The sequence below is a fragment of the Fimbriimonadaceae bacterium genome (assembly GCA_019638795.1).
Taxonomy (GTDB): Bacteria; Armatimonadota; Fimbriimonadia; order Fimbriimonadales; family Fimbriimonadaceae; genus JAHBTB01.
This window is the reverse complement of the sequence record JAHBTB010000015.1, coordinates 27000-45130: the sequence shown is the minus strand read 5'-3', so window position 1 is coordinate 45130 and position 18131 is coordinate 27000. Positions and strand designations below refer to the sequence as shown.

Below are 18131 nucleotides of genomic sequence, written 5' to 3'. Positions count from 1 at the left end.
CGCCGACGGACAAAACGTCATCTTCGACTTGACGGAGAAGGCCGTCGTCGCCGACAAGCTCGGCCAACACGCCACACCGGACATGCTGGTCTTGAACCTCGCCTCGAACGACTACGTCGGTCACAGCTGGGGTCCGAACAGCCCCGAGGCCATGGAGATCTGGGCCGTCACCGACCGGCGTCTCTCCCGCCTCTTCAATTTGCTCGACAAGCAAGTCCCCGGCGGCATCGACAATGTCGCGATCGTGGTCAGCGCCGACCACGGGGTCAGCGCGATCCCGTCCGAAATGTCGGATGTCTACAACATCCAGGCGGGTCGGGTGAGTGGCAGCACGATCAAGAAGACGGTGGACGACGCCCTGAGCGCGAAGTACGGTAAGGGCAAGTGGGTCCTCTCCTACAACGGCTGCGACATCTATTTGGACCGGAAGCTGATGGACGCCAAGAAGCTGAGCCATGAGGCGGTCGAAAAGACAGCGGCGGACGCGGCGATGACGGTGAAAGGCGTGTACCGGGCGTTCACCCGCACCGACATCCTTGCCGGCCGTTTGCCTGACATGCGGTATCGGACGTGGATCACGAACGGCCTGAACCCCCTCGTCGGGGGGGACGTCATCGTCCTCGACGGCCCCAACCAGATCGAATCCGGTTCGACCGGCACCACCCACGGCTCAGCCTGGGCCTACGACACTCACGTCCCCATCCTCACCCACTGGGGGGGCCAGAAGGCGCAAAAGGTGGCCCGCCGGGTCTACACCCACGACATCGCCAGCACCCTGTGCACCCTCTTGGGCATCGAGTATCCCAGCGGCAATGTCGGCGAGCCGCTCCGCGAAGCCCTACCCAAGGGCTTCCAACCCTGACCGCGATTGATTCGTCCCCGCCCCCGGCGACCGGGGGCGGGGACGATTCCGCGCGGCGTCAATTCGCGGCGGGTTGCAAATCCACCTGCAACGTTCCGTACCCGTCCAGTTGGAAGTGCCGGACCTCGATCTTGTGCTTGCCTGGCCCGAGTTTGAGGTCCGCCTTGTCGAGTGTCGGGGCATGGTAGGTCCAGTTGTCGATGACGAGCTTCCCGTCGACCCAGACCCTCACGCCGTCGTCACTCGTCACCTTGATCTCGTAGTCACCCGCGGGCACCTCGACCGTACCGACCGCCCACGTCGTCCAATAGACCCCCCTCTGCCCGGGCCCCGGGCGGCGTCCACCGGACAAAAGGAGCTTCTGGGTCTTCATTTCGTAGACCGGAGTTCCGGAAACGGCGTGGTTGAACCCGTCCATGTGGGTCCGGGGGTCCTGCGTGTCGTGGTCAAAGTCGTAGAACTTGACGTCCCAGTCGATAGGCATGAAGAACGCCTTGTAACCAAAGGTGACCGGCTCCCCCTTGTCACGGGCCACACCCCGATAGTCGACGGTCGCCCCTCCTGTGTAGGTCAGCTTCAAATCGACCATCGTGGCTTTGCCCGGGGCGAGTGTTGCGGTCAGGACGCCAGGCACCTGCCCCGATTTGGCGGAGACGGCGGCGACCCCGTCGTCCTGGGCTACCGTCCAAGTGCCCTTCGGCCCGAGGACCTCGAACTCGACGACCCGTCGTCCATCGGCGTCGGTCGTCTGCTTGCGAGGCCACAGCAGCGGCGACTTGAAATCATACGGACCCCACTCGTCGACGAGGATGTAGCGTCGGCCCCGCAACGTGCCGGCCGGAAGGAAGGGGTCCATCCCCCCCTTCAACGGCGGCACACGCTTGGCCAAGACCTGCTTGAGCACGGCGTCGCTGACCGCCGTCGTCGCCCGTCCGCCGATTCCTGGCGACCAATTTGTCTTGAATTGGGCCAGGTAGGTAGCGGTCGGGAGCGAGAGGTCGTCCTTGTTCGCCGACTTCCATTCAGGGGCCTTGATCGTGTTGATCTGCCGCCACAGGTTGTCTTTGCTCCCGGCGGGCCAGGCTTCTTCGGTGCCGTAGCTCTGCACGATGTTGGACTTGGCGACCACCCCGGTCGCCAACTCGCCCAAAGTGAAGACACGCTTGCACAAAAGAACCTTGTTCGCCCGGAAGTCAAAGCCGCTTGTCCTCCGCACTGCGGCGACGGTGTCGCTGACCTGCCTAAACTCGTTGTCGGTCACCACGTAGTCCCGGCTCCGGGTGTCATGACCCTTCGGATAGCCCCAGTTCGGGTCTTGGCTCGGGTTGCTCCAGATGTCAAGGGCCTTGGCGTCTCGGTCGAAGACGTTGCCGACGACATGGTTCGCCTGGCCATGCTCGATCGCCACCCCCACCTCGTTCATGCCGAAGTAGTTGCCCAGGACAGGTGTGTCATAGCTGTAGCCGCCCCAGACTCCGTGCCAGCACTCAAGGACAAGGTTGTTGACGAAGGCGTTCTGGCTGAACGTCGCCTCGATGCCGTTCGTCGGGGCATGGCTGAAGTCGTTGCCATAGAGGAGGTTGTTGTTGCACCCTCCCTTGCCGGTGTCCATCGTCGTCTGACCAGCCCACAGGAAGAAGCCGTCGCCGCCATGGGTCACCGAGTTGTAAGCAAAGGTGTTGTCCATGCACTGCTCGAAAACCAGAATGCCGGCCGAGTCTTGCCCGCGGTTATAGACACCGTGGCTGTAGCCGCGCACACACCAATCGATCTTGTTGTGCATGACCTTGACATGGCTTGTCCGGTACATGCCGACGCCCAATCCGCTGAGGAAGCTGAAGTCGTTGTTCCAGACAAGCCCCCTTTCGCACTTGGTCATCATCAGGCCGCACTGCCCACCGACCGCGGTGCACCCTTTGACCTCGAAATCGGTGACCCGGTCAAGGTAAGCGCCCGCCCCATAACGGAACCACTCGTTGGCTTCGTTGTGGTGGTAACTCATCCAGTCGGATTCGTCCTCTCGCTCCAGCGTCGAGCCCAGGTGCTGCTTCCAGTTGTAGGAGAAGTCGCAGTTGATGAGTTTGAGGCCCTTCACCTGCCGCGCCAGGAGGCCAAGCTTGTAGCCGCGGACGTTGAGGTTCTTGACGGTTATGTCCTCACCTTCCACGATGAGGGCGGTGCCGAGGCGCTTGTCCGGAGGGGTCGTCGCGGGGGTGCCGCGCAGGGTGGCACCTTGGAAATCGATGACGATCCCCTTTCCCTTGACGGTGACGGCCGATGTCCGGCCCGTCTCGTCGTCGTTGGCGAAGTCATATGACCGGCGCACAACGTTGGTCGATTTTGATAGGACGTCACCGGCCTTGAGTTCGTGGTCTTCAAGGACGGCCAGGGCAAGCCACATCACGGGCATGGTGCTATTGTGACGGTTGACTAGGCCGACGGCTCCGTGGCGGCAAGGCTCCAGGAGGAATCCGACCGCCAATGTCCGGAATCGTACGGTCAGCCGATGCGGAACAGGTCTTCGCTCAACCCGCTGTTGGCCCTGACGCCGGAATAGTTGGTCACTCCCGCCACCTTACGCTCGGCGTTGTAGACCGTGGTCTTGGTGGGTATCCACACGCCACCAGACTGCACCGGCTTGTCATAGTGGAAGACGGCCCGGAGGTTGCCTTCTTGGGCGTACCACTCCCTCTTGACAATGTAATGCTTCGACGGGTCGATGAAGACACGCTGGCGCGACGTGTCGTCGAGGGCCTTCGGGAATGTCAGGTCAAAGACGGCGAGCCCAGAATCCCGGTCCATCCTCACGAAGTGCGGGACATAGAAGTCCTTGAACAAACCGGGCGTCAGGAGGCCGAAGTCCAGGAACGTCTGCCGTTTACCGGGCGACCGCGACAAGTTTTGCTTGCCCCCCAGCCCGGCCCGCGGGTAGCGGTACGACTGCGTGGCGCCGTTCAGCACCATGACGATCTTGTTGTCAGGGTCTAGCTCCGATTCGACCCGCAGCTTCATCGGCTCTTTCAGGCGGACGAGGGTCGACTTGATCCGATAAGACTTGGCAAAGTCCTCGTTGATCTTAGCAAGCTCCTTTTGGTTCGCGTCGCCGACCTTGGCGGTGAAAGAAACGTCCTTCAGGTTGGGCTGGACGTAGTCGTAGATCGAGTGGCTCTGTCCCAGGATGAGGCTGACTGCGGCGGTCAATGCGGTCGTCATGGTGGTCGCTTCCCTATAGACGGACGGCACGGCCGCCCTTTGCGCTGGGTAGGCCAAGTTTCCCTCAACCTTTGCGGAGTCCGGCGCGTACAATTGTTCACGAGGCATGGCGGCCCAGACACCCTTTGACCTGTTCCAGGCCCGAATGAGGTCGATTGACAAGCGCCGGCTGTTGAAGCCGATGCGTGACAGCGAGGTCGTCGACGTCGCGACCCGCGTCTACCAGAACCTGGCCGGCCCGATGCTCCGGCAAAGCCTTGTCCCGATGGCGTTCTGCTACGCCGCGATCGTGCAGGTCTATGCCTTCGTCCTCCCCTTGATCTTCCAGACCAAGACCGACCAGCTCGCCGGTCAGGTCGGCGAGGTCGTCGTCGGACTGACCGTGGCCCTGCTGGTCTCCCTCCCGCTCTTTGTCCTCGGGGTGGGCTACACCATGGCCGTGTGCGGCCGCTTGGCCGCTGACTTCGTGATGGGTGACCCGCCGGACGAGAAAGCCGCCGCCTCGTTGGCCATGAAATCCACACCGTCGATGATGCGCCTCATGGGTGACATCACTCTGCGTGCCGCCGGGCCCGTGCTCGCGGGGGTCGCCTTTATGACGGTGAGTGCCGTCATGGGCCAGCGGGCGGGTGACGAGGCGGCCCTGTTGTCGGGCTTTTTGGCCGTCATCGCCTTTCTTTGCTCACTCGTCGCCGTGCCGTGGGCCCTGTACTCATATGCCCTTGCCCCCACCGCCATGGTGTTTGAGGGCGTCAAGGGAAAGGCCGCCCGACAGAGGAGCCGCCTCCTCATGAAGAGCTATCCGTTTCACGGTGCGGCAGGTTCGTCGCTGCTGATCGTCTGGCTGATCATCTTCTTGGTCGGCGTCTCCCTCTTTGCTGGCTTTTCAATCCTCGTCTCTTTGGTCGCGGCCACACCGTTCTACCAAGGCCTCTCATTTTCGGGGACCGGCGGACAGCTGATGAAGACGATGATCGAGATGTTGCCGGCGTTCTTCACCTGCTGGCTCGCCGTACCTCTCTACGCGACCACCACAACCGTCTTATACTTTGACCGTAGGGTACGGATAGAAGCTTTCGACATCAGGACATTGGCCGAGGACATCAAGAATGCAGACCGCAGCACGATTCTTCTTTCTTAGCGCTTGCCTTTGGCTCGCCGCCCTCGTCACGGCAAGCCCGAACACGCTCCGGGACAAGGTGGCGGCGGTCGATTCTGAGGTGGGGTACCGGAGCCTTGTCAACGAACTGAACGAGACGCTTGGGGGTGACTGGTCACCCCACGAGTCCATGGGTGAACACACCGGTGATCGCTCCTGGCGGGAGTGCCGCAAGGAGGCCCTCGTCCAACTCGACAACGTCATCAATGCCGAAAAGGCCGCAAGCGGCCGCTTGCGGGATCCCCAGGCCGAATCGCGAAAGATCTTGTCCAGCCCCGAATACCACGACAATGGGGTCCGGAACGAGAAAAACTGGCTGTCACAAAGTCTAGAGCGAGCCGGACGGTTTATCAGTGATTGGTTCGAAAACTTGCTCAAGAAGCTCTTTGGCAACGCCAAGGGGATGGAGCTGCCTTCGTCTGGGTTCGGGCGGATCAATTTCCAACCTGTAGTCTGGGGAGTCCTCATCTGCGGTCTCCTCGCCTTCGCCGTCTACGCCGTGACCAGGTTCCGCTGGGTGTCGTCCCGGAAGGTCAAAGCCGGCGGGCTACTTGACGATGACGAGCCAGACCGGACGGCAGACGAGTGGGTGGTGCGAAGTGAAGAGCTCACCGCCAACAAACAGTACCGGGAAGCCGTCCGATGCCTCTATTTGGCCAGCTTGGTGCGGTTCGACGAGGCCAATGTCATGAGGTTCCGGCGCGGTGAAACCAACTGGGAGCACCTCCGCCGCTACCAAGAGAGCCCGCGGCGGCCCGAGGGGCTCGACCTTGCCGAAGCGACCCGCGCGTTCGACGTCATTTGGTACGGACAGAGGACACGTGGTCAGGCCGACGTCGATTGGTTCCGCGCCTTCTATGAGCAGGTGATCAAGGTCACCCACCGCACCAAGACTGCCGCATGAAGAAGTTCCCCGGCGGAAAGATCGCTCTCGCCCTGCTGGCCCTCATGGGCCTGTCCTTTGTCCTCCTTGTCTTTGCCAAGGAGGAACCGAGGACGTCCCCGACGATCGAGAGCACGTATCCCAGTGGCCTGGCTGCGTTTGCCGAACTCCTCCGACGGGACGGCTATCAGGTCGTCTTGGACAAGCGTCCTCGGCCCAGATTCACCGCCGGAGACCTTGTCGTGTCGGTCGACATGCCCACTGCCGAGGACATCTTCGGCCAAGGGACGCATGATGACATGACCAAGCAGGCGATCGACACATATCTGGGCGAGGGTGGCGCGGAACTGGTCCTCGGTCTTTCCAATGAGTTTGACTCTGCGTCTCGGCAAATGACTCTGGTGGAGTTGGCCCCCCTCGCCGGTATGGCACCCAAGAAGCTGACGTACGAGAAATCGGCGCTCTACGGCCCAACCTACCGATCTGCATTTGCCGACGCCCACTGGAAGTTTCCCCGTCAGATCACGGTTCCAGAGGCCATTGGAGCGACCAACAGGTTCATCGGCCAAGGACAAAACGCGGAGGTGATGCTGGGATACGTCCACATGTTGGCCGAACCAGGTTCCCGCGTGGTCTTCCCCGAGGCACTGATCGGCAACGCCCAAGACCAAGGGCCCCTCGACACGTTGGGGTCGTGGGCGGTCGCCGGCCGCACCCAGGCGTACATCCTCCTGACCGTCGTGGTCCTGACACTCGCTGTCCGGTTTGGCTCGCCAAGTCAGAACATTGTCCGACAGCGCAGCGCCCGCGACATGCTCGATGCCGTCGCCGAGTTGCTCCGGCGGAGCGGGAAGACGCAGTTCGCCCTCGAAGTCGCCCTGGAAGACGCATACGAGCGGTTTCGCTTAGGCGTCGGGGCGCCCCACGGCACGACTCGGGACAACCTCCGGGAGCGAATGCCTCAACCCCTCCTCAACGCCGTGACGAAAGCAGAAGCCCTGGCGTCGCTCCACCTCGACGACGACTCCCGCCGGGCCCGCGCCAAGACGATGCCGATGGCTCGGGAACTAGACGATAGAGTGACCGACTTTGAGAAGGACACGCGTCTGAAACGCGAGCCCCTGAACTAAGCCTGTCTCAGATGTCGTAATATTTCGTCTATGCGCAAAGGACGATTCCTCTTGTGCGGGCTTTGCGCGGTTCTCGTCGGGGCCTGTGACCAACCAAAGACCGTCGACAAGACGCCGGCCCCGAGTGCCCCGCCCGTGGCCGTCGCGCCGACCAAACCGGCCGACGCGGCCGAAGCCGCGAAGCCAGAGGCGGCCAAGATTCCGGTCGAGGAGCTGGAGAAGGCTTATGAGGCGGCCAAGTCAGCGTACGAAAAGGGCAAGAAGGACGACCAGGCCAACAAGTCGGCCTACCTGAAGGCGACCATGGCCGTGGCCGACGGCTACATGTTCAGCCAGGAAGTCGACACCAAGGTCAAGTACAAGAAGGCCCTCCAGTACTACCGGGAGGTTGTCAAAGTCGATCCCGCCAACAAGCAAGCCCAGGAGAACGCCGACTTGATCGTGTCCATCTACAAGTCGATGGGACGCCCCGTCCCCGAGTAGGCACCCGTGGACACCCTCACCGACGCGACACCAGACCGGGCAGGCCTGATTCGGCGATACACCCTGCTGTTCGCCGGTGCCGCCGTCGTGTTGGCGTTCCTGCCCACCCTCTTCGCCCTGGTCACCGCCCCACCCAACACGCTGTACCTCGGTCACCAGACCAACGTGGACGACCACATGGTCTACGCCGCCTGGATGCGGCAGGCGATGGAGGGCCGAATCCTCTTTGACAACCGGTTCACCACCGACCCTCAACCGGGCCTGACCTTTCACGTCTACTTCCTCTTGCTCGGGTGGGTAGCCAAGGTCACCGGGATCGTCGGGGCGGTCACGTTGGCCCGGGTGTGCTTCTCGTTCCTCTTCGTCTGGCTCTTGGGACGCTGGCTCGAAGCGAGCAATGTCTCGACTTTTGTCGCTAAGTCCGCCCTGACCCTGGCGAGCCTGGGTGGTGGCGTCGGGTTCATGGTCTTCACCTTTTTCGGCCAAGAGATCACGGACAAATCTTCACCAGTTGGCGCCCTCACGGGCGGGTGGTTGCCCATTGACGTTTGGCAACCAGAGGCGTTCGTCTTTCCCTCCATGCTGACGAACTCCTTGTTCATGGTCAGCTTGTGCCTGATCGTGGTGGTCGTCCGGGCGGTCATCGAGGCTAGGGACAGCATGAGACCCGTGCTCGGTGGCGCGCTGGCGTTCGCCGCGCTGATGAACATCCACAGCTACGACGTCTTGCTCGTCACCCTTGTGCTGGTCGGGTTTTTGGCCGCGGCATTGGCCGCCAAGCGGTTCAGCCGCGCATGGGCGGGTCGGGCGGCGCTTATCGGCCTCGGCGCCGTGCCGAGCGCGTTATGGTTCCTCTACGTCCTTGCCAAGGACCCCGTGTTCCAGGCACGGGCCAACACGCTGACCTATTCCCCGACCCTTCAGCAGGTCGTCGTCGGAATCTTGCCCCTGGTGATCCTCGTCGTCCTTGGCTTGGCCTTTAACCGAGACGACGGGCGCAACCGGCTGCGGGCAGGCGCCCTGGCACTTTTCGTCCTTGTCCTCCACCAATGGGCCAATGGCGCCGACCCAGGCAAGATGTTTGCCGGACCGGTCCAGTTTGGGGTGGCGTTCGCCGTGGCTTGCGGCCTGGTCGCGTTCATGGCCGGAGATGACGACTTCCAGAACTTTCTCTGGGCCTGGGCGCTCGTCGGACTGGTCGCCCCCTACTTCCCTGCCCTCTTCCAGCGAAAACTGCTCATGGGTCTGGCCGTGCCATGGGGGCTATTGGCGGCCGTCCAAGCGGGCCGGTGCCTGGAGCGCATGGAGCGGAGCCATCGGAACATCCTCGCCGGAGCGACCCTTCTGGTCTGCTCCCTCACCTCACTCATGTGGCTACAACGGGAGGTCTGGTTTGTCCGGAACGACGTCGCCAGCACGACGCGTCATTCGGTCTACTACAGCCCCGACGTCGTGGAGATCATCAGGCGCCTCAACGAACGGACCGGACGGACAGTGGTGGTCGCCCCTTCGGGCATCCCCTCGCCCAGTGACGTCCCCGGACGGTTCAACAAGCCGCTTCGCAACGATCTGAACGCGATCCTGAGCGGGATGACCGGGGCCTACACCGTGGCAGGACATTGGAGTGAGACGCCGTCCTATTTGGACCGGCTCAAGGACGTCAACACGATCTACTCGTCGCGGGCACCGGTCGAATTGAAGCGCGAGATCATCGCGAAGTACAAGGTGGACTTTGCGGTGGTCCCGGTCGTCCCCGGGGTCAGCATCGCCCCGTTCGACCAACTTGGCGAAGTCGTCTACCTCGGTACGCACTGGGGTCTGGTCAGGCTCGCGGCCGGACGCTAGCCGGCCTTCTTGTTGACCAGGACGACCCTTGGCCCGCCGGTGTAACTGCTCATCCCCAGCGGTTCACGCTTCACGACCTTGCCGTCAAGGGTGACGACTCGCCAACTCATGACCTCGCGCGCGGTACCGCCCTTCTCCATCACGACCTCCTTTCCCGGCGGAAGGTCGGGGTCATGGACGTACTTGACCCCGCGTGACCAAGACCGCACGAGTTTGTTGACGATGGAGACGTCGCCCGGCTCCCTGGTCGCCCCCAGGAGGCGGAACGTCAACTTGCCAGGTTCGTATTCAGTCGTGATCGCCACCGGTTCTTTGCGGTCATTGACAAACTTGAAGTCGGGTTCGGGAAAACTCACCGTCGCGTCTTGGCCGAGAGGCACATAGGCGACGGGAAGCGAGTGCGACGAACGGAGGGCGACCTTGAGCCCAGCCTGGAGCACCGAGTTATAGAGTGTCGTGCTGACTTGACAGATGCCTCCGCCGACGTCGATGTCGTGCCTACCGCTGACGTAGACGCCGGCCTCTTTGAACCCCTTGGCCTTGGTCCGCTGGCCCAGGGTGTCGTTGAAACCAAACGTCTCGCCCGGCATGAGGATGCGGCCGTTGAGCATCTTTGCGGCCAGGGCGATGTTGCTGCACCGGCTCGTGTTCCCCGCGTCAAAGCGCGTCGTGAACTGACCGATCACCGTGCGGATTTGTTCGAGCATGGCGTCGGGCACCTTTTTCGGGCTGGCCTTCAGAGGCAACTCGACATCTGAACCTTCGACCACCGCCTCCTTCCACCGCGCAACCGCCGCGGTGGTGTCAAGGCTATACGCGGCCTGTTCGGGAGTCTTGCTGACGGTCCCATTGGTGAAGGAGACTTTGGCCGGTTGCGGAGGCTTCCGGTTCTTCAGGACCGCCTCTTCCACCGGTTTGAGGCCGCCCCTTTCCAAGAGCAACACCGGCTTCACCTCGCGCTTGGGTGGGCGTTCACCCCGCCATTCGCGGAACATCCGCGGCCAATACGCCTCCTTGGGCAGGGCGGCCACCGTCGCCTCCGAGTCAATCGACATGCCCAGTTCTTGCGGAGTCCACGACCCGGGCTGCCCGGCCAACTCTGAAGAACGGGCCACCATTGGTTTCTGGGCGACGCCCTGCCACCAAGCGTCGACCGCGTCGCGCGCTTGAGGGGCCGTCATTCCGCCAAGGTCGACGCTTGCCACCGTGACGCGGGGCAAAACTGTCGCAGGCATGTTGACGCCTAGATATGCCGCCGTCCCACCACCGGCCAACAAGAGACTCAGGACAGAAACCCAGGCGATCTGGGCAGGCGACACGGCGCCGAGTCGGCTGGGTTTCGGCATGGCTGGCGACGTCAATTCTACTTGCCTGCCTGGACAATTGTCCACCCACATGACTCGGACTGATCCTATTGTCATGACAACCGACCGATGTATTCTTCAGATATGGAAAAGTTGGTCTGGTTCAACGGCAAGGTGACGACCCTGGAAGAAGCGGCCATCCCGGCCGCCGACCACGCCCACCTTTACGGCGACGGCCTGTTCGAGGGCATCAGGATTTATCACTCGAAAGTCTTTAAGCTCGACGCACACCTGGACCGCCTTTACTACGGTTGCAAGATGATGGGCTTCGCCATGGAAGTCAGCCAGGGTGAACTCCGCCAGACCATCCTTGACCTCTGCGCCCAGTCGGGCGTCACCGGCGGCTACATCCGCGTCAACGTCACGCGGGGCACGGGGCTCGGCCTTGACCCACGGGCGGTGAAGACCGCCCCGAACGTCATGGTCATGGTCAGTTCCCTGGCCCTCTATCCGCCCGAGTTCTATGAGACGGGCCTCGACGCGATGTTCAGTTCTGTCCGGGTCATCGCCGCAGACAGCCTGGACCCCCGTCTGAAGTGCATCGGCCGCTACGCCAGCAACATCATGGCGAAGGCCGAGGCCAACCGCGCCGGAGTCGGAGAGGCGCTCCTCCTCAACCACGACGGGTTCCTCACCGAAGGCACCGGCGAGAACATTTTCCTGGTCAAGGACGGCAAGCTCCGCACACCTCATCCCTCTTGCGGCATCCTGCGGGGTATCACCCGGGACACCGTCATGTCCCTCGCCGCCACGGCCGGCATTGCGTGTTCCGAGGAGAATTTGACGCCCTATGACGTCTTCGAGGCCGACGAGTGCTTCTGCACCGGCACAGCCGCCGAAGTCGTCGCTGTCGTCAAGATCAACGGTCAGCTCATCGGCGACGGCAAGCCCGGCCCGGTCTGCCGCAAGCTCACGGACCTCTTCCGTGAACACACCCACACGGGAGTCCCCTTCGCCGCCCATGCCGGCGCGCGTCCGTGACCAACGTGGACTGGAGACGACGGCCGACGGTGACGCCGTCGACCGTCTCACCGGGGTGACCGGTCTCCACCGTCTGCTCCGCCTGATGCGGCCGCTACCCAAGCCGTCGACGGTGTGCCCGGCTTGCGGTGCGACGCTGGAGAAAGTCTTGGCCACGGGCCTGATGGGTTGCGGGCTCTGCTACTCCGTGTTCGCCGACAAACTGAAGCTCACGGGCGGAAGCTCGGATTTGGTATCTTAGGGACGCAATGAAGATGCGCGACGCCGTCACCCTCGTGGCGGCCCTCTTGTTCATGGGTCTGTCCGGTTGCGGCGGCAGCGGCGGCGGATTTGTCGACGCTGACCCGCGGGTCTTCTTCCTGAACGCGTCGACAGACGCAGGGGCCAGCGACTTCTTGGTCGACGACACGGCAAAGGCGACGGGCCTGGATTTCATGGGCAAGTCGGCGGACTGGGTCCAGCTTGGCCTCCAAGACAACACCAGCACGGGTGGCTACGACATCTCTGTCGCCCCCACCGGCGGAGGACTGGACTATGACCGCGTCGCCCAGCAACTGACGGCCAATTCGTCCACCGTCCTCGCCCTCGTCGGCGAAAAGACGCCGGCGGACGGAGACTCGGCGAAGATCCTGCGCCTTGTCAGCTTCACCGTGAACCGCGTCCAACCCAACACGGGCAAGGCGCGCCTCGTCGTTTTCAACGCTTTCAACCGTTCGACGGGCCAAGGCACCCCGGCGATCATCCTCAAGAACCCAGGCGAGAACCCGCAGTTCCAGTCGGGGGCCGTCAATCCCGGCGAGTCGGCGACGATGGAAGTCGACGCGGGGACGTTCACCTGGGAAGCCAAGCGGTCGGACGCTGAAGCGGTCTACGCGACCGCCACGTCGACGGTCGCGTCCGGCAAGTTGTATCTGGTCGTCGTCGCGGGTGTCGAAGGCAACGCCGACGCTGCCAAGCAACCCAAGATCACGTTTGTCCCTCTCTCCGTCAAGACGGACTGACAAGGCGGCCCGGGACGCGGGGAAAACCTCGGACGCCCAGCAAAGGCACTGGGTTATACTTTGCCCCGCGTCCTTTCGGACGCCTTCTCCGTCTCTATGTCGAGCAATCCTCGGGACGACTCGCTTGCTGAAAAGCGTCTGCTGAACGCCCTCACCATGGGCGACCGTAGTGCGCTGACCGGTCTGTACCAGTTGTACGGAGACAAGATTTTCCGCTACACGTACAGAATGCTCGGCAACCGGACCGACGCAGAGGACGCGACGGCAGAGACCTTTTTGCGGGTCGTGCGACGCTCGGCCGAACTTCGCGCCGACGGAGCGTTCCGCACCTGGCTCTTCCGCATCGCCCGAAACCTTTGCATCGACCGCATGCGGCAGCACAAGCTGTTAGAACTTCCCGCAGAGGCGCACTACACAGGGACTGAGGCGCGGTCCGCACTCAAGGTGACCGTCCAACAGGCGTTGGACGAATTGCCGGACGAATACCGCCATCCTTTGATACTCTGTGATCTAGAGGACATCTCCGCCAAGGAAGCGGCAGAGATACTCGGGATCAGTGTGCCGGCTCTGAAGTCGCGGTTGTACCGTGGCCGACGGGCACTGAGGGACCGCTTGGGTGGCTCATTGGAGAAACTGACATGAACAATTCGTTCTATCAAAAGCTGGTGGACATGTATGCCGGAAACGAGCTCACGGAAGAGCTTGTGGCCGAAATGGACGCCGCCGCCACCGCCGACCCCGACCTGCGCCACGATATGGCAAGCCTTAGTCTGACGGTGGACGTGTTGCGAAGCCTGCCCGGCCCCGAGCTCACCGACGTCTGCACCCAAAGGATCTTGCGCCGCATCCTCGACGGCGCCGACATTCCCGCGGAAATCGCCGACCCGGCCGCAATCCGCCAATACCGCCTGTTCCGGTAATCCGACCTGCTAGACTCATCCAGACCCGCAATGAAGGCCACTGTCACTCGCAAGGAACTGTCCGACGCCCTCGCCATCGCCGGCGCGGCCAGCAGCAACCGCTCGTCGCTCCCCGCGCTCATGTCGATCAAGTTGGAGGCAGGAAGCTCGGGCCTCACCTTGACCGGATGCGACGGAGAGATGTGGGCAACGGCGACGTTGCACGCCAACGTCGCCGAACCAGGCTCCGTCTGCGTCCAGGCCCGCCTGCTCGCCGATATCGTCGGCGCCCTTCCTGAGGTGCAGGTCACCCTGGAATTGGCAGGAACGTCGGTCTATCTTCGCGCCCAGCAGTCCGAATGGATGATGCTGGCGATGCCCGCCGAAGAGTTCCCGCCCATCCCCGAGGTCAAGGCCTCGTCGGAGTTGACTTTGCCCGCCGACAGTCTGCGCAACGCCATCGACGGTGTCGCCTTCGCCGTCAGCGAAGACACGAGCCGACCCGTACTCACCGGCGTGCAGTTCAAGTACGACGGCGAGACGCTGACCTTGGTGGCGACGGACACCCACCGCCTTGCCGTGACCCGCGTCCACAAGACCGGGTTAGGCAGTTCTATCGAGGCCGTGGTGCCCGACAAGGCGCTCAGTGCCATCCGGGCCCTTCCCGTCGTGGGTGAGGACCCGCTCACCATCGGATTCGACGAGACTCGTCTGGTCGTCGACATCGGTACGGCCAAGATCGTCAGCCAAGTCCTGAGCGGGACTTATCCGAACTGGGAGAGGGTCGTGCCCAGCGAGTACACCCGCACCTGGACCCTGAACAAGAAGGAGTTCCACGACAACGTCAAGCGGATCATGATCCTCGCCAAGGACAACGCCAACCGCGTGAGGTTCGCCGGAAGCGGCGACCGTATCGTGATCAGCGCCCGGAGCGAGGACAAGGGAGAAGCCAAGGAAGAGGTCGAGGTCATCGGCAAGAACGGTGACCTCGAAATCGCGTTCAACGGCCGCTACGTCATGGACGCATTGGCGGCCATGGAAGGCGACGGTATCCGGGCCGAGATGACCGAGGCCAGCCGCCCCGCCGTCCTCCGACCCGCCGAGCATGGCGAAGACCACTTCTGCGTCGTCATGCCGATGGCGATCGGCTGATTTCAGACTGAGTCATCTGCCGCCCCGACCAGAAGGTCGGGGCGGCAGTTCGCGTCAGAAGGTCAAGTCGATCAGCTCGTCCTTACCCGTCTCACTGCTCTTGTAGAGAGCGTCGAAGACGGCGTTGAGGACCAGGCCGTTTTCTCCGGGGACGGGCGAAGGGTCGCCGTTGGCGATTGCGCGCACAAAGGCCTGCACCTCGGCGGTATGGGCCGACTTCACCTCGGGGATGTTCCGAGGCGACATGTCAAAGAGTTGTTGGTCGACTTCGGTGTAAATCTTGACCGGGTCATTGCCCCACACTTTCACCTCGGCCCCGGCCTTGGTGCCAAAGAGTTGGGTCCGGAATATCTCCTGTTCGACGTTGGACATGAACGAGCTCTCCAGGACGACCACTGCCCCGTTGTCAAAGCGAATGAACCCGACCGCCATGTCCTCGACAGTGAACTTCTTGCGGTCGTAGTCGCCCCAGAAGTTGAACAGGCCCGGGTCTTTGCCCAAGGTGTCCCACGTCTTGCCGCTCGCGCTGACCGGCTTGGGATAGCCCATCAAGAAGAGGGTGAAGTCCAGAATGTGCACACCGATGTCCACGAGCGGCCCGCCGCCCTGCTGCTCCTTGTCGATGAACACTCCCCAAGCGGGGACGCCGCGGCGCCGCAAGGCTTGGGCCCGGGCGTAATAGATGTCGCCCATGTGGCCGTTGGCGATGTAAGACCTCATGAACTGCCCGACACCGCTAAAGCGGTTCTGGAGCGCGACCTGCAGGATCTTGCCGCTGTCCTTCGCAGCCCGGCACATCGCTCTCGCCTCGTCGGCGTCCATCGCCAACGGCTTCTCGCAGAGGACGTGCTTCCCTGCGTTCAGGGCGTCGATCGTCGGCTGCTTGTGGTACTTGTTCGGCGTCGTGACGCTGACCGCGTCGATTTCCTTGTCGGCGAGGAGTTCGTGGTAGTCGTGGGTCACCCGAGGAATGCCATGCTCCTCGGCGACTTTCTTCGCCGTCTCGACGTTCACGTCGCATGCCCAGACGATCTCGCACTCGTCCGGCATGCTCTTGTAACCGGGGATGTGGCACCCTTGGGCGATCCCGCCCGTCCCGATCAATCCGACCTTGAGCTTCTTTGCCATCAGTCGGATCATACCGGGCCCAGGCTCAATTGAACCTGGGGCGGGGCTGTGCCACAATCCACCCGCTATGCCGACCTATGTCTACAGGTGCAACGCGTGCGAGGAGACCATGGAAGTGGACCAGCGCATCACCGAAGATCCGTTGACTGACTGCCCCTGCGGGGCCAAGGGGTCGCTGAAACGCGTCATCCAGCCGACCGCGGTCATGTTCAAGGGCTCTGGGTTCTATGTGAACGACACCGGCAAGTCAAGCGCCCCGAAGGAGAAAGTCAGCGAGGGCCAATGTGGCGACGGCGGCTGCCCGTCGTGCACGACGGACGCCGCCACCGAGTGACCGACCCTCGGGCCACAGGGCGTCACTTGCTCATCAAGGCGTCATACGACGCCTTGTCCGTCGGCACCTTGATTTCGCCGGAGATGATCTTCTTCTTGACCTCCTCCAGCTTGGCGATGTTGGCCTCGCCAATCTTGTCCTTGGTGTAGGTGAACGGCGAGGTGCCGACCCCACCGGCCTTCAGGTCGTAGACCTTGGCACCCGCCGACCAAGCCCCGTCCTTCAGGTCTTTGATCGTCGAGAACACCGCTTCGTCCACCTTTTTGACCATGGAGGTCAGGACGAACCCCTTGGCGACGTCGTCCTGGTCTTTATCGACCCCGATGGCAAACTTGCCCTTCTCTTCGGCTGCGCGGATGACCCCGAGGCCCGCCAGGCCGGCGGCATGGTAAACAACGTCCGCCCCGTCGTTAAAGAGGACGGTCGCGGCGGTCTTTGCCGCGTCGACGTTGTCCCAGCTGCCCACATACTTGCTCGGCAAGACTTCGACGGCCGGGTTCGCCGCCTTGGCACCGGCCATGAACCCATACTCAAACTTCTCGATGAGCGGCAGCTTCATGCCCCCGACGAAGCCGACCTTGTTCGTCTTCGTCGCCAGCCCGGCCGCGTAACCGACCAGATAGCTGCCCTCTTCCTCCTTAAACAGCAACTGCCGGACGTTCGGCGCGTCCACCGAGCCGTCGATGATCGCGAACTTGGTGTCAGGGTGGTCCTTGGCGACCCGCTGCAGGGCGGTCTGCATCGTGATGCCCACCGCCATCACGAGGTCGCATTGCTTGTCAGCCAGGGCCTCCAGGTTTGACTCGTAGTCGCTGTCCGAATGACTCTCGACCGGAAAGGCCTCGACCCCCAGTTCCTTCGCCGCACGGTCCAGACCCGCCTTGGCGCTCTCGTTGAACGACTTGTCGTTCACCCCGCCCTTGTCAAAGACGACGCCGATCTTGAGCTTCTTGCCGCTTGTCGCGCCGCCGCCGGTGTTCGCCGGTGACGGAGACGACGAACCGCACCCCGCCAAGACAAGCAACGCCGCCGCACCAACTAACCAAAACCTGTGACCCATGCCGTTTCCCTCGGACTGGTACAATACCAGCTTCCCACGAGGTCCCCTGTCTTGATCACCTGCAATTTGACAAAGCCCGAGTCGACCTTCGACACGATCCGCAAGACGTACAAAGACCTGAAGCCGACCGACGCGGCCCTGATCGCGACCGCCCTGGTCGAGGCCGGCCGTTCGGCCGACGCCGTTTATGACGGCGAGACGCACACGTGGCCGGATGACTACGACAGCTTGGCCAAGCTGATCGCCCAGGAAGTCCGTCAGGTCCAGGAGGCAGTGGAAGCCGACAAGGCCAAGAAGTCGGCTAAGGCTCCCGAAGAGGAGCCGGTGACCCTGACCGTCCACCTGCGCCCCAGCTACAAGGCAGGAGAGGCGAACCTCCTTGACCGCGAAGACTTACGCACCCTGTTCGCCGATATCGTCGCCGAGGGCGTGGAGTACCTCTATTCCCCGACCGACATCGGCTGGCCTTGGACCCTGGAACGGGTGAACTGGGCCACTTACAGCGGCGGCGAGCTCCGTCGCCGCGTGCGTTTCCGTGCCGAGTTTGAAGGTGGCCACACCGGCGTCGAGCTTGGCCCCGGGGGCAAGAAAAAGGTCACCAAGGCCAAGGCCTGACCTGATCTGTTAGGATAGTCAC

The 18131-nt window shown here is 62.7% G+C and carries 19 protein-coding genes; 14 read left to right on the top strand and 5 right to left on the bottom strand.

Annotated elements, in window-relative coordinates; translation table 11 throughout:
• On the top strand, positions 1–862 hold an 862-nt coding region (locus KF857_13035; GenBank protein ID MBX3112917.1), incomplete at its 5' end, for an alkaline phosphatase family protein.
• Positions 863–920: 58 nt separating this feature from the next.
• On the opposite strand, the gene KF857_13030 is transcribed toward KF857_13035, so the two are convergent.
• Both KF857_13030 and KF857_13025 read right to left on the bottom strand, forming a co-directional pair.
• Positions 921–3272 carry a right-handed parallel beta-helix repeat-containing protein gene (locus KF857_13030; GenBank protein ID MBX3112916.1) on the bottom strand — a complete coding sequence of 784 codons (2352 nt, stop codon included), beginning with the start codon at positions 3270–3272 and terminating at the stop codon, positions 921–923.
• 89 nt (positions 3273–3361) lie between these two features.
• Positions 3362–4075, bottom strand: a complete 714-nt coding sequence (locus KF857_13025) for an outer membrane lipoprotein-sorting protein (protein MBX3112915.1) — start codon at positions 4073–4075, stop codon at positions 3362–3364.
• Between the two features lie 106 nt (positions 4076–4181).
• On the opposite strand from KF857_13025, the gene KF857_13020 reads away from it, so the two are divergent.
• Genes KF857_13020 through KF857_13000 form a run of 5 tightly spaced genes read left to right on the top strand, consistent with a single transcriptional unit; the run spans position 4182 to position 9575 of the window.
• Entirely contained in the window at positions 4182–5216 is a 1035-nt protein-coding gene (locus KF857_13020; GenBank protein MBX3112914.1) for a hypothetical protein, read from the top strand.
• Positions 5185–6138, top strand: a complete 954-nt coding sequence (locus KF857_13015) for a DUF4129 domain-containing protein (protein MBX3112913.1) — start codon at positions 5185–5187, stop codon at positions 6136–6138. The genes KF857_13020 and KF857_13015 overlap by 32 nt, the downstream gene beginning before the upstream one ends.
• Positions 6135–7247 carry a hypothetical protein gene (locus tag KF857_13010; protein MBX3112912.1) on the top strand — a complete coding sequence of 371 codons (1113 nt, stop codon included), beginning with the start codon at positions 6135–6137 and terminating at the stop codon, positions 7245–7247. The genes KF857_13015 and KF857_13010 overlap by 4 nt, the downstream gene beginning before the upstream one ends.
• 30 nt (positions 7248–7277) lie before the next feature.
• Positions 7278–7730, top strand: coding sequence for a hypothetical protein (locus KF857_13005; GenBank protein MBX3112911.1), 453 nt, complete (start codon positions 7278–7280; stop codon positions 7728–7730).
• A 6-nt stretch (positions 7731–7736) separates the two neighbouring features.
• Positions 7737–9575 carry a hypothetical protein gene (locus tag KF857_13000; protein ID MBX3112910.1) on the top strand — a complete coding sequence of 613 codons (1839 nt, stop codon included), beginning with the start codon at positions 7737–7739 and terminating at the stop codon, positions 9573–9575.
• Here KF857_13000 and KF857_12995 read toward each other — a convergent pair.
• On the bottom strand, positions 9572–10921 hold the full coding sequence (locus KF857_12995; GenBank protein ID MBX3112909.1) for a VanW family protein: 1350 nt from the start codon (positions 10919–10921) through the stop codon (positions 9572–9574). The genes KF857_13000 and KF857_12995 overlap by 4 nt on opposite strands.
• A 102-nt stretch (positions 10922–11023) precedes the next feature.
• Between KF857_12995 and ilvE the strand changes: the two genes are divergently transcribed.
• Genes ilvE through dnaN form a run of 6 tightly spaced genes read left to right on the top strand, consistent with a single transcriptional unit; the run spans position 11024 to position 14972 of the window.
• Positions 11024–11920 carry a branched-chain-amino-acid transaminase gene (gene ilvE / locus KF857_12990; protein ID MBX3112908.1) on the top strand — a complete coding sequence of 299 codons (897 nt, stop codon included), beginning with the start codon at positions 11024–11026 and terminating at the stop codon, positions 11918–11920.
• Positions 11901–12161: a hypothetical protein gene (locus KF857_12985; GenBank protein ID MBX3112907.1), complete on the top strand. Its 261-nt coding sequence runs from the start codon at positions 11901–11903 to the stop codon at positions 12159–12161. Before ilvE ends, KF857_12985 begins: the two co-directional genes overlap by 20 nt.
• Positions 12162–12174: 13 nt before the next feature.
• Complete coding sequence (locus KF857_12980; protein ID MBX3112906.1) at positions 12175–12921, top strand: DUF4397 domain-containing protein; 747 nt, start codon at positions 12175–12177, stop codon at positions 12919–12921.
• Positions 12922–12981: 60 nt separating this feature from the next.
• Positions 12982–13563 (top strand): sigma-70 family RNA polymerase sigma factor, encoded by a 582-nt coding sequence (locus KF857_12975; protein MBX3112905.1) that lies wholly within the window; start codon positions 12982–12984, stop codon positions 13561–13563.
• Entirely contained in the window at positions 13560–13841 is a 282-nt protein-coding gene (locus KF857_12970) for a hypothetical protein (GenBank protein ID MBX3112904.1), read from the top strand. The genes KF857_12975 and KF857_12970 overlap by 4 nt, the downstream gene beginning before the upstream one ends.
• A gap of 30 nt (positions 13842–13871) precedes the next feature.
• Positions 13872–14972 (top strand): DNA polymerase III subunit beta, encoded by a 1101-nt coding sequence (gene dnaN, locus KF857_12965; GenBank protein MBX3112903.1) that lies wholly within the window; start codon positions 13872–13874, stop codon positions 14970–14972.
• Positions 14973–15026: 54 nt separating this feature from the next.
• On the opposite strand, the gene KF857_12960 is transcribed toward dnaN, so the two are convergent.
• Positions 15027–16100, bottom strand: coding sequence for a Gfo/Idh/MocA family oxidoreductase (locus KF857_12960; GenBank protein MBX3112902.1), 1074 nt, complete (start codon positions 16098–16100; stop codon positions 15027–15029).
• 67 nt (positions 16101–16167) lie between these two features.
• On the opposite strand from KF857_12960, the gene KF857_12955 reads away from it, so the two are divergent.
• Positions 16168–16434, top strand: coding sequence for a hypothetical protein (locus tag KF857_12955; protein MBX3112901.1), 267 nt, complete (start codon positions 16168–16170; stop codon positions 16432–16434).
• Between the two features lie 22 nt (positions 16435–16456).
• Here the strand turns inward: KF857_12955 and KF857_12950 are convergent, their stop codons facing one another.
• Positions 16457–17494 carry a BMP family ABC transporter substrate-binding protein gene (locus KF857_12950; GenBank protein MBX3112900.1) on the bottom strand — a complete coding sequence of 346 codons (1038 nt, stop codon included), beginning with the start codon at positions 17492–17494 and terminating at the stop codon, positions 16457–16459.
• Between the two features lie 51 nt (positions 17495–17545).
• Between KF857_12950 and KF857_12945 the strand changes: the two genes are divergently transcribed.
• Positions 17546–18109 carry a hypothetical protein gene (locus tag KF857_12945; GenBank protein ID MBX3112899.1) on the top strand — a complete coding sequence of 188 codons (564 nt, stop codon included), beginning with the start codon at positions 17546–17548 and terminating at the stop codon, positions 18107–18109.
• Positions 18110–18131 lie beyond the last annotated feature (22 nt).